6 protein-coding genes and 2 rRNA genes are annotated in these 12,465 nt (G+C 44.0%); 2 read left to right on the top strand and 6 right to left on the bottom strand.

Translation table 11 applies throughout. The features are described from left to right. Nucleotides 1-66: 66 nt before the first annotated feature. Nucleotides 67-2,999, bottom strand: a 23S ribosomal RNA gene (locus tag FI644_RS13930). Nucleotides 3,000-3,310: 311 nt separating this feature from the next. Continuing rightward, nucleotides 3,311-4,861 (bottom strand): 16S ribosomal RNA (locus FI644_RS13925). The 16S and 23S rRNA genes sit together here, the layout of an rRNA operon. Before the next feature lie 625 nt (nucleotides 4,862-5,486). Between FI644_RS13925 and FI644_RS13920 the strand changes: the two genes are divergently transcribed. Together FI644_RS13920 and FI644_RS13915 are read left to right on the top strand one after the other, a co-directional pair. Then, on the top strand, nucleotides 5,487-5,651 hold the full coding sequence (locus FI644_RS13920) for an aspartyl-phosphate phosphatase Spo0E family protein (protein WP_082446691.1): 165 nt from the start codon (nucleotides 5,487-5,489) through the stop codon (nucleotides 5,649-5,651). Nucleotides 5,652-5,814: 163 nt separating this feature from the next. Continuing rightward, a complete protein-coding gene (locus FI644_RS13915; RefSeq protein ID WP_142108513.1) occupies nucleotides 5,815-6,813 on the top strand; it encodes a potassium channel family protein in 999 nt (332 codons plus the stop codon). A 37-nt stretch (nucleotides 6,814-6,850) separates the two neighbouring features. Here FI644_RS13915 and FI644_RS13910 read toward each other — a convergent pair whose 3' ends face one another. From FI644_RS13910 to pruA, 4 genes are all read right to left on the bottom strand, one after another. Continuing rightward, nucleotides 6,851-8,200, bottom strand: coding sequence for a glucose-6-phosphate isomerase (locus FI644_RS13910; protein WP_056686107.1), 1,350 nt, complete (start codon nucleotides 8,198-8,200; stop codon nucleotides 6,851-6,853). Between the two features lie 29 nt (nucleotides 8,201-8,229). Then, complete coding sequence (locus tag FI644_RS13905) at nucleotides 8,230-9,393, bottom strand: iron-containing alcohol dehydrogenase (RefSeq protein WP_053477837.1); 1,164 nt, start codon at nucleotides 9,391-9,393, stop codon at nucleotides 8,230-8,232. Between the two features lie 141 nt (nucleotides 9,394-9,534). After that, nucleotides 9,535-10,734: an ornithine--oxo-acid transaminase gene (locus FI644_RS13900; protein WP_056686110.1), complete on the bottom strand. Its 1,200-nt coding sequence runs from the start codon at nucleotides 10,732-10,734 to the stop codon at nucleotides 9,535-9,537. A gap of 124 nt (nucleotides 10,735-10,858) precedes the next feature. Further along, nucleotides 10,859-12,406, bottom strand: coding sequence for an L-glutamate gamma-semialdehyde dehydrogenase (pruA, locus tag FI644_RS13895; protein WP_142108512.1), 1,548 nt, complete (start codon nucleotides 12,404-12,406; stop codon nucleotides 10,859-10,861). Nucleotides 12,407-12,465 lie beyond the last annotated feature (59 nt).

The following is a 12,465-nucleotide window of genomic DNA, read 5'->3' as shown; positions in this document are numbered from 1 at the left end:
AGAACGCTTCTTCGTCGGAGTCTCCAGTCCACTCATTTCTGAGCGAGACGCTTCCGCTTTTCGTTTTTGGTTAAGTCCTCGACCGATTAGTATTTGTCAGCTCCACGTGTCACCACGCTTCCACCTCAAACCTATCAACCTGATCATCTTTCAGGGGTCTTACTAGCTTGACGCTATGGGAAATCTCATCTCGAGGGGGGCTTCATGCTTAGATGCTTTCAGCACTTATCCCTTCCGCACATAGCTACCCAGCGATGCTCTTGGCAGAACAACTGGTACACCAGCGGTGCGTCCATCCCGGTCCTCTCGTACTAAGGACAGCTCCTCTCAAATTTCCTGCGCCCACGACGGATAGGGACCGAACTGTCTCACGACGTTCTGAACCCAGCTCGCGTACCGCTTTAATGGGCGAACAGCCCAACCCTTGGGACCGACTACAGCCCCAGGATGCGATGAGCCGACATCGAGGTGCCAAACCTCCCCGTCGATGTGGACTCTTGGGGGAGATAAGCCTGTTATCCCCGGGGTAGCTTTTATCCGTTGAGCGATGGCCCTTCCATGCGGAACCACCGGATCACTAAGCCCGACTTTCGTCCCTGCTCGACTTGTAGGTCTCGCAGTCAAGCTCCCTTATGCCTTTACACTCTTCGAATGATTTCCAACCATTCTGAGGGAACCTTTGGGCGCCTCCGTTACTTTTTAGGAGGCGACCGCCCCAGTCAAACTGCCCACCTGACACTGTCTCCTGCCCCGATCAGGGGCATGGGTTAGAATTTCAATACAGCCAGGGTAGTATCCCACCGATGCCTCCACCGAAGCTGGCGCTCCGGCTTCCAAGGCTCCTACCTATCCTGTACAAGCTGTACCGAAATTCAATATCAGGCTACAGTAAAGCTCCACGGGGTCTTTCCGTCCTGTCGCGGGTAACCTGCATCTTCACAGGTACTATAATTTCACCGAGTCTCTCGTTGAGACAGTGCCCAGATCGTTACGCCTTTCGTGCGGGTCGGAACTTACCCGACAAGGAATTTCGCTACCTTAGGACCGTTATAGTTACGGCCGCCGTTTACTGGGGCTTCAATTCAGAGCTTCGCGTAAGCTAACCCCTCCTCTTAACCTTCCAGCACCGGGCAGGCGTCAGCCCCTATACTTCGCCTTGCGGCTTCGCAGAGACCTGTGTTTTTGCTAAACAGTCGCCTGGGCCTATTCACTGCGGCTTTTCAGGGCTATTCACCCTAAAAAGCACCCCTTCTCCCGAAGTTACGGGGTCATTTTGCCGAGTTCCTTAACGAGAGTTCTCTCGCTCACCTTAGGATTCTCTCCTCGCCTACCTGTGTCGGTTTGCGGTACGGGCACCTTATCCTCACTAGAGGCTTTTCTTGGCAGTGTGGAATCAGGAACTTCGGTACTATATTTCCCTCGCTGTCACAGCTCAGCCTTCACGCAAACGGGATTTTCCTCGCTTGCAGCCTAACTGCTTAGACGCACATATCCAGCAGTGCGCTTACCCTATCCTCCTGCGTCCCCCCATTGCTCAAACGGAGTTTGGTGGTACAGGAATATCAACCTGTTGTCCATCGCCTACGCTTTTCAGCCTCGGCTTAGGTCCCGACTAACCCTGAGCGGACGAGCCTTCCTCAGGAAACCTTAGGCATTCGGTGGATGGGATTCTCACCCATCTTTCGCTACTCATACCGGCATTCTCACTTCTAAGCGCTCCACCAGTCCTTGCGGTCTAGCTTCAACGCCCTTAGAACGCTCTCCTACCACGGACATCGTAGATGTCCATCCACAGCTTCGGTGATACGTTTAGCCCCGGTACATTTTCGGCGCAGAGTCACTCGACCAGTGAGCTATTACGCACTCTTTAAATGGTGGCTGCTTCTAAGCCAACATCCTGGTTGTCTAAGCAACTCCACATCCTTTTCCACTTAACGTATACTTTGGGACCTTAGCTGGTGGTCTGGGCTGTTTCCCTCTTGACTACGGATCTTATCACTCGCAGTCTGACTCCCATGGATAAGTCTTTGGCATTCGGAGTTTGTCTGAATTCGGTAACCCGATGGGGGCCCCTAGTCCAAACAGTGCTCTACCTCCAAGACTCTTTCTACATGAGGCTAGCCCTAAAGCTATTTCGGAGAGAACCAGCTATCTCCAAGTTCGATTGGAATTTCTCCGCTACCCACACCTCATCCCCGCACTTTTCAACGTGCGTGGGTTCGGTCCTCCATTCAGTGTTACCTGAACTTCAACCTGGACATGGGTAGATCACCTGGTTTCGGGTCTACGACCACATACTCATTCGCCCTATTCAGACTCGCTTTCGCTGCGGCTCCGTCTATTCAACTTAACCTCGCATGTAATCGTAACTCGCCGGTTCATTCTACAAAAGGCACGCCATCACCCATAAACGGGCTCTGACTACTTGTAGGCACACGGTTTCAGGATCTCTTTCACTCCCCTTCCGGGGTGCTTTTCACCTTTCCCTCACGGTACTGGTTCACTATCGGTCACTAGGGAGTATTTAGCCTTGGGAGATGGTCCTCCCTGCTTCCGACGGGATTTCTCGTGTCCCGCCGTACTCAGGATCCACTCTGGAGGGAACGAAGTTTCAACTACAGGGCTTTTACCTTCTCTGGCCGGCCTTTCCAGACCTGTTCATTTACCTCGTTCCTTTGTAACTCCGTATAGAGTGTCCTACAACCCCAAGAGGCAAGCCTCTTGGTTTGGGCTAATCCCGTTTCGCTCGCCGCTACTCAGGGAATCGCGTTTGCTTTCTCTTCCTCCGGGTACTTAGATGTTTCAGTTCCCCGGGTCTGCCTTCAATACCCTATGTATTCAGGTAAAGATTCTATCCCATTACGGATAGAGGGTTCCCCCATTCGGAAATCTCCGGATCAAAGCTTACTTACAGCTCCCCGAAGCATATCGGTGTTAGTCCCGTCCTTCATCGGCTCCTAGTGCCTAGGCATTCACCGTGCGCCCTTTCTAACTTAACCTAGTTCGGTCAACGATAAGCTTCACATCTCTTCGTCATCTTCGTTCGTCAGCATCCTCACGTACACACTACGTACGTTCCGGTGCTTCCTCGCTCGATTCCTCGACCTGTTCGCTTCTCATTTCCCTCACGGTTCACAATCTTATAAATAAGAAAGAAAACCTAAGTTTGTTTAAAAAAGAACTTACTTTTATGATGTCTTGTCAATTTGTTATCTAGTTTTCAAGGAACAAGTTTTGAGAGTTAGTTCTCTCAAAACTAAACAAAGCAAGAAACGTCTTTTAATGAAGATAGACTTCATTTCATCCTTAGAAAGGAGGTGATCCAGCCGCACCTTCCGATACGGCTACCTTGTTACGACTTCACCCCAATCATCTGTCCCACCTTAGGCGGCTGGCTCCTTGCGGTTACCCCACCGACTTCGGGTGTTACAAACTCTCGTGGTGTGACGGGCGGTGTGTACAAGGCCCGGGAACGTATTCACCGCGGCATGCTGATCCGCGATTACTAGCGATTCCGGCTTCATGCAGGCGAGTTGCAGCCTGCAATCCGAACTGAGAATGGTTTTATGGGATTGGCTAAACCTCGCGGTCTTGCAGCCCTTTGTACCATCCATTGTAGCACGTGTGTAGCCCAGGTCATAAGGGGCATGATGATTTGACGTCATCCCCACCTTCCTCCGGTTTGTCACCGGCAGTCACCTTAGAGTGCCCAACTGAATGCTGGCAACTAAGATCAAGGGTTGCGCTCGTTGCGGGACTTAACCCAACATCTCACGACACGAGCTGACGACAACCATGCACCACCTGTCACTCTGTCCCCCGAAGGGGAACGTCCTATCTCTAGGATTGTCAGAGGATGTCAAGACCTGGTAAGGTTCTTCGCGTTGCTTCGAATTAAACCACATGCTCCACCGCTTGTGCGGGCCCCCGTCAATTCCTTTGAGTTTCAGCCTTGCGGCCGTACTCCCCAGGCGGAGTGCTTAATGCGTTTGCTGCAGCACTAAAGGGCGGAAACCCTCTAACACTTAGCACTCATCGTTTACGGCGTGGACTACCAGGGTATCTAATCCTGTTCGCTCCCCACGCTTTCGCGCCTCAGTGTCAGTTACAGACCAGAAAGTCGCCTTCGCCACTGGTGTTCCTCCAAATCTCTACGCATTTCACCGCTACACTTGGAATTCCACTTTCCTCTTCTGCACTCAAGTCTCCCAGTTTCCAATGACCCTCCCCGGTTGAGCCGGGGGCTTTCACATCAGACTTAAGAAACCACCTGCGCGCGCTTTACGCCCAATAATTCCGGACAACGCTTGCCACCTACGTATTACCGCGGCTGCTGGCACGTAGTTAGCCGTGGCTTTCTGGTTAGGTACCGTCAAGGTACCGCCCTATTCGAACGGTACTTGTTCTTCCCTAACAACAGAGTTTTACGATCCGAAAACCTTCATCACTCACGCGGCGTTGCTCCGTCAGACTTTCGTCCATTGCGGAAGATTCCCTACTGCTGCCTCCCGTAGGAGTCTGGGCCGTGTCTCAGTCCCAGTGTGGCCGATCACCCTCTCAGGTCGGCTACGCATCGTCGCCTTGGTGAGCCGTTACCTCACCAACTAGCTAATGCGCCGCGGGCCCATCTGTAAGTGATAGCCGAAGCCATCTTTCAGCTTTTCTACATGAGTAGAAAAGGATTATCCGGTATTAGCTCCGGTTTCCCGAAGTTATCCCAGTCTTACAGGCAGGTTGCCCACGTGTTACTCACCCGTCCGCCGCTAATCTTTGGGAGCAAGCTCCCTCAGATTCGCTCGACTTGCATGTATTAGGCACGCCGCCAGCGTTCGTCCTGAGCCAGGATCAAACTCTCCAATAAAGAGTAAGATTAGCTCGACGAAAGATAATAAACTTCGCATCTCTTCGTCAACTCCCTCGCTCCGCTCCTCATGTACCCTCGTACAATCCGGTGCTCACTCAGTCGTTTCCTTGACCTGCTCGTTTCTTATCTTTCTTTAAAATAAGAATTAACGTTGACGTTTTTGCTTTGTTTAGTTTTCAAAGAACTATTTGTTAAGGTAGGACTATATTCTATCATTCTATTTCAATGTAGTCAATTACTTTTTTGAAATAATTTCAACCAAGTCCAGTAACAAGAACCTATTATACTTTGTAAAACGTTATCTGTCAACATTTAATAGGAGATCATAAAATAAATATAAACTCTTTGTTCCTATGAACCTCATTAGATTTATTATATTAATATAATTTCAAAAAGAAGTCAACATCCCCTCTTATATAATTTTCCGAGCGGAAATTTAATAGACAGAGTCTATTTATCTTTATTCATAAATTAGGAGGATGATGATCGCCTTTAAGAGGTATTCTCCCAAAAAAATAGGCTTTTTTGTCTTATTCTTAGAACTTTTGTCGAACCTATTTCGGAATAAGAAATATCTCCTATAATACAAGTAAGAGAAGATATTTAATAGGAGAATGGTTAAATGAACAAGATTACCCTTGAACAATTAGTACTACGACGCATTAATAAAATTAGAGAGGAAATGATACTTACCGCTCACAAAACTGGAATTGATAGTATTGAAACTCTAAAATCCAGCCAAAAGCTAGATCGATTAATATACCTTCATCTTTTGCATTTTTCCTAAAAACATGTCATAAAAAATAGCTTCATTCATTCACAATCGAATCGTGAATGAATGAAGCTATTTTTGTTTTATCGATGAATTTTCCTTATCAATTATGAAACCCTTTCCTTTCGTCCATAATTAGGGATAGCGGATTACGCTAATTATTATAGAGGTGTAAAACATGTCATATAATTTCTTCAATACCTTTGTGCGACTGCCACTTTTTTTGAGAGTTCTTATTATTGCTCTTATCGTAATTATTTCATTTGGATCATTCGTTCATTTATTAGAGCCCGAACAATTCCCAACCATTTTCGAAGGGGTATGGTGGGCTATTATTACCGCTTCTACAGTTGGTTATGGAGACTTTGTCCCCAAATCTGTGCCGGGAAGGCTAGCCGGTATGGCCCTCATCTTAACAGGTGCTGGTTTTTTAGCCACTTATTTCGCCAGTTTAGCAACCGCTGCAGTCACAAAGCAAAATGAATTTTTGGAGGGAAAAGCGGATTTCAAAGGGAAAGATCATATTATTGTGATCGGCTGGAATGAACGAACCCGCGGAATTCTACACACGCTTTGCACAAACAATAAAAACATCTCGATTGCTTTGATCGATGAATCCTTGGATAAGAACCCCTTACCCACTATGAATGTCCATTTTATTCAGGGACGATCGAATCTAGACGAAGTTCTTATTAAGGCGAACATATTTGATGCAGTAAAGGTAATTATTACCGCAGACCCAAACAAAGGTGAACTGCATGCAGATATGGGGTCCATTTTAACACTGTTGGCAGTAAAGGGGCTGAACCCCAAAATTCAATGCATCGTAGAAATCTTAACATCTGAACAGGTAGCTAATGCCAAAAGAGCTGGAGCAGATGAAATTGTACAAACGAACATCCTTACTAGTTATGTAATGATTAATAGTATCTCATCTCAACAACTAGTTACATCCTTTTTAGATTTATTGAACCAGCTTGATAAGCGAAACTTAACTTTTAAGCCAGCCGTTCCTGAAGTCGTTAATATGAACTTTATGGATTTAAGCCACCTGCTTATGAAAGAAGGAATCCTTTTACTAGGGATAAAAAGAGGAGAGGAAACACTATTAAACCCTCCCCACCCCTTTACAATCATTCATCAGGATCAGCTTATTGTTATTATGAATGACAATTAAATAAGAGCGTCATCGGTATTTGATGACACTCTTACTTTTATTTAAGACGTTTTTCTAATTCTGCTTTTTTCTCCTCAAAACCCGGCTTTCCCAGTAGGGCAAACATATTAACTTTATACGCTTCCACTCCAGGCTGATCAAAAGGGTTCACTCCCAATAAATATCCGCTCATTGCACAAGCTTTTTCAAAGAAATATACAAGATGGCCGAACGTAAATGAGTCTAATTTAGGAATCGTAATGATTAAATTTGGCACACCGCCATCTGTATGAGCAAGCATTGTTCCTTCAAATGCTTTGTTATTGACGAAATCCACACTTTTGCCAGCAAGATAGTTCAACCCATCTAAATCATTTTCAGCTTCTTCGATAAATAATTCATGTCGCGGTTCTTCCACTTTAATGACCGTCTCGAAAAGATCACGTCTTCCCTCTTGGACATATTGCCCCATTGAATGAAGATCCGTTGAGAAGTTTGCTGATGACGGATAGATTCCTTTTTGGTCCTTCCCTTCACTTTCTCCAAACAATTGCTTCCACCATTCTGCAAAATATTGAAGACCTGGCTCATAATTTATAAGCATTTCAATGGTTTTTCCTTTGTTGTACAAAATATTCCGGACAGCTGCATACTGATAAGCAGCATTCTCAAGAAGCTCAGATTGACTGTATTCCTCACACGCTTGTGCTGCACCCTCCATTATTTGCCCAATATCTGCACCACTTACAGCAATCGGCAATAATCCTACAGCAGTTAAGACAGAATAGCGCCCGCCAACATCATCAGGAATGACAAACGTTTCATAGCCTTCATCCATTGCTAACGTTTTTAAAGCCCCTCTTGCCTTATCCGTTGTTGCGTATATTCGATTTCGCGCTTCTTCCTTGCCGTATTTTTTTTCTAGCAGCTGTCGGAAAATACGGAAAGCAATTGCTGGTTCCGTAGTTGTACCTGATTTTGAAATGACATTGATTGAAAAGTCCTTCCCGTCAAGAAGATCAATCACATCTTTCATATAACTTGAACTAATATTATTTCCGACAAATATCACTTGAGGAGTGTTCCGCTTTTCCTTTGAAAGCACATTATAAAAATGATGGGTAAGCATTTCGATTGCTGCACGGGCACCTAAGTATGATCCGCCTATTCCAATTACTAATAAAATATCAGAATCACTCTTTATTTTCTCTGCTGATTTTTGTATCCGAGTGAATTCTTCTTTATCGTAATGAACCGGTAAATCAATCCATCCTAAATAGTCATTTCCAGCTCCTGTTTGCTCATGAAGAGAATGATGTGAAACTTTGACAGCATCCTGTAGATATGTAATCTCATGTTCACCAAAAAATCGAAGAGCATTTGAATAATCAAAACGAATATGTGACATGTATGATCCTCCATTTTCTCAAAAATTCATTACAAGGATATCTTGTAAATTTCCATAACATCTCGATTGTTTAATTTCGCAAAGTTGCCAAACTCACCATTCACCGTAGCTTTGTCTGCCATTAGCTGAAGCTTGCTTTCATCAATGCCATAGTCCGCCAGCCTTGAAGGTGCTCCAATTTCAGTCCAGAATTCACGAAGCTTTTCAATTCCTTCTAAAGCTGCTTCTTCATTCGATTTTCCCGTAGGATCAACCCCGAAAACTCGGACTGCCAGCTGTTTAAATCTTTCTGGCTTTACATGAAGATTATGCTTCATCCAATTCGGGAACAGAATAGCTAGACCTCCGCCATGCGGAATGTCGTAAACAGCAGAAACAGCATGCTCAATATTATGAGTTGCCCAGTCCCCGCGATACCCCATGTTTAAAATGCCATTTAGTGCCATCGTACCTGCATATAGAATGGTTGCACGATACTCATAATTTTCAAGGTCAGAAAGAAGCTTCGGTGCAGTTTCCATAACAGTAATCAGTAATGATTCGCACATACGATCCTGAAACTCCGTATTCTCTGCTAAATGGAAGTAATGTTCAAGAACGTGTGACATCATATCAACAATGCCATATATCGTTTGATCCTTCGGAACAGTATATGTATGAACTGGATCCAAAATCGAGAACTTTGGAAAAACAGCAGGGCTTCCCCAACCATATTTTTCATTTGTTTCCCAATTGGTGATAACTGACCCTGAGTTCATCTCAGAACCAGTAGCAGCCAATGTTAAGACGGTTCCGAATGGCAGTGCCTCTGTTGCAACAGCTTTTTTAATGACTAAATCCCATGCATCCCCAGCATACTTTGCTCCAGCTGCAATTGCCTTTGTACAATCAATAACACTTCCGCCGCCAACAGCTAATAGGAAGTCTATTCCTTGTTCTTTACAAATTTCAACACCCTTTCTGACGGTTGAAATTCGCGGATTTGGTTCGACCCCAGAAAGTTCAAAAACCTCTGCATCCATCCCCTTCAATTCAGCCATTACTTTGTCATACAGACCATTTCGTTTAATGCTTCCTCCACCATATACAACTAAAACTTTATTCCCGTATTGCGGAATTTCTTTATGTAATTGCTCAATCTGATCTTTGCCAAAAATTAATTTGGTCGGATTCCAAAAGGTAAAATTTTGCACATTTACTCTCTCCTTTTCGTATCATATTATCCCCTCTATTCGGCTTATTATATCATTAGAGATTCTAGAAGTTCTGTCGAAAAGCCTTGAATAAATAAAAATCCTTGCACATCATCATGTGCAAGGATTTTTTGCTCTATATTAGCTTAATACTTTTTTAATTCGCTCAATTGCCCAATCTAAATCCTCTTCGCTAATTACTAATGGTGGAGCAAAACGAATCACGGTATCATGAGTTTCTTTACATAATAGACCTTCTTCTTTCAATGCTTCACAATATTTGCGTGCTGGTTCTGTTAGTTCTACACCGATAAATAGACCACGGCCGCGAACGTCTTTTATGATAGGATTGTTAATTTCTTTTAATTTTGCTTTGAAGTAATCCCCAAGCTTAAGCGAACGTTCTGCAAGCTTTTCCTCCACAAGAACATCAATTGACGCAATCGAAACTGCACACGCCATCGGGTTTCCTCCGAATGTAGAGCCATGCGATCCCGGGTTGAATACGCCAAGAACTTCTTTATTGGCAACAACACATGAGATTGGGAAAACACCTCCGCCAAGTGCCTTACCTAAAATATACATATCAGGATCTACATCTTCCCATTCACAAGCAAACATTTTTCCTGAACGAGCAAGACCTGCTTGGATTTCATCAGCTATGAATAACACATTATTTTCTTTACATGCCTCATACGCTTTCTTTAAGAAGCCCTCAGGAGGAATAACGATACCTGCTTCTCCTTGAATCGGTTCGATTAAGAAAGCAGCAGTGTTTTCAGTAATAGCATTTTTCAATGCTTCTAAATCACCATAAGGAATTAATTTAATTCCTGGCAGCATTGGTCCAAAACCACGCTTGTATTCTTCATCTGAAGATAGCGAGACTGCCGTCATTGTACGGCCATGGAAGTTCCCGATACAAGCAATGATCTCTGCTTGGTTTTCTGCTACTCCTTTTACATCATATGCCCAGCGACGTGCAGCTTTAATCGCTGTTTCAACTGCTTCTGCTCCTGTGTTCATCGGAAGGGCCATCTCTTTATTTGTCAGCTTACAAACCATTTCATACCATGGACCAAGCTGGTCGTTATGGAAAGCTCGTGAAGTAAGTGTCACCCGGTCTGCTTGTTCCTTTAATGCAGCAATAATTTTAGGATGACGGTGCCCTTGGTTTACAGCTGAGTAGGCACTTAACATGTCCATATATTTATTGCCTTCAGGATCCTCAACCCAAACTCCTTCTGCCTTAGAAATAACGATTGGCAGCGGATGATAATTGTTTGCCCCATATTTTTCAGTTTGTTCAATTAAACTACTTGTTTGTGTCGTTTGAGCCATGAAGAACCATTCCCCCATTTTCAATTAAATACTCATTCATTGTAACCTAAATCACCAAAAAGAGTCATTTAATTACATAATAAACACTCAAAATTAGTGTACCCTTTTCAGGGAACCTTATCTATTAGTACATCTCAGAAGTTGTTTTCGCCTGCATGTGAAGCTGGATGTAGTCAGGCCCGCCTGCTTTTGAATCTGTTCCTGACATATTGAAGCCGCCAAATGGCTGGTATCCAACGATTGCACCTGTACATCCACGGTTAAAGTAAAGGTTACCGACATGGAAATCTTCACGTGCTTTTTCGATATTCTTACGATTATTTGTGATAACTGCTCCTGTTAGACCATATTCTGTGTTGTTCGCAATTTCAATCGCATGATCGAAATCTTTCGCTTTTGTAAATCCAACGACAGGGCCAAAGATTTCTTCTTTCATGATGCGAGCTTCTGGATCAAGGTCTGCGAAAATAGTTGGCTTTATGAAGTAGCCTTTAGAGTCGTCTCCTTCTCCACCTGTCATTAACTTTCCTTCTTTTTTGCCAATTTCGATGTAGCTCATGATTTTATTATATGCACTTTGGTCTATTACTGTAGCCATGTAGTTATTCGAATCAGTTGGATCTCCTTGTGTTAATTCATTTGTTAATTCAACGGCACGATTTAACACTTGATCGTACACATCTTCTACGATTACAGCACGAGAGCATGCGGAGCATTTTTGCCCAGAGAAGCCAAATGCAGAAGCAACGATCGAAGTAGCAGCTAGCTCAAGATCTGCTTCCTTATCAACAACAATTGTGTCTTTTCCGCCCATTTCTGCAATGACACGCTTCATCCAAACTTGGCCTTCGCTTAATTTAGATGCACGTTCGAAAATACGAAGACCAACATCACGAGATCCTGTAAAGCTAATGAAACGTGTATCCTTATGGTCTACTAGGTAATCCCCAACTTCTGCACCGCTTCCAGGTACAAAGTTTAGAACGCCTTTTGGAAGACCTGCTTCTTCCATCACTTCAACGAATTTCGCAGCAACAACTGGTGTTGTTGAAGCTGGTTTTAGAAGAACAGTATTCCCTGCTACGATTGCGGCAACCGTTGTTCCAGCCATAATCGCAAGCGGGAAGTTCCAAGGAGAAATAATGATACCTACTCCTAAAGGAATATAGTCATAACGGTTATATTCATTTGGACGGCTGTTTACAGGCACTCCGTCTTTAATGTTTAGCATTTGTCGCGCATAGAATTCAAGGAAATCAATCGCTTCCGCTGTATCTGCATCCGCTTCATTCCAAGGCTTTCCTGCTTCTTTTGTTAAAAGGGCAGAGAACTCATGCTTCCGGCGGCGAATGATAGCAGCCGCTTTGAATAAAACGTCCGCACGTGTTTCTGCTTTTACTTTTTTCCACGTTTTAAATGCTTCAACTGCAGCTTGCATCGCTTTTTCAGCAAGATCACGGTTTGCTTTTGATACACAGCCAATCACTTCTGTTTTATTTGCAGGATTGTAAGAAACAATTTTATCTTCGGTAGAGATGCGCTCTCCATCGATCACTAGATCGTAATCTTTCCCTAAATAGCTTTCAACTGTTTTTAAACCAGTTAAATAGGCTTGATGATTTTCTTCCAATTTAAAATTTGTAAATGGTTCATGTTTGTATGGTTGTACCACGTTTCCATCCCCCTCTATCATTTTCAATAAAACAATTATTGCAAGAAGTGTGCCAAATA

The organism is Cytobacillus solani (genome assembly GCF_006704205.1).
Taxonomy (GTDB): domain Bacteria; phylum Bacillota; class Bacilli; order Bacillales; family Cytobacillaceae; genus Cytobacillus; species Cytobacillus solani.
This window is presented reverse-complemented; position numbering and strand designations above follow the sequence as displayed.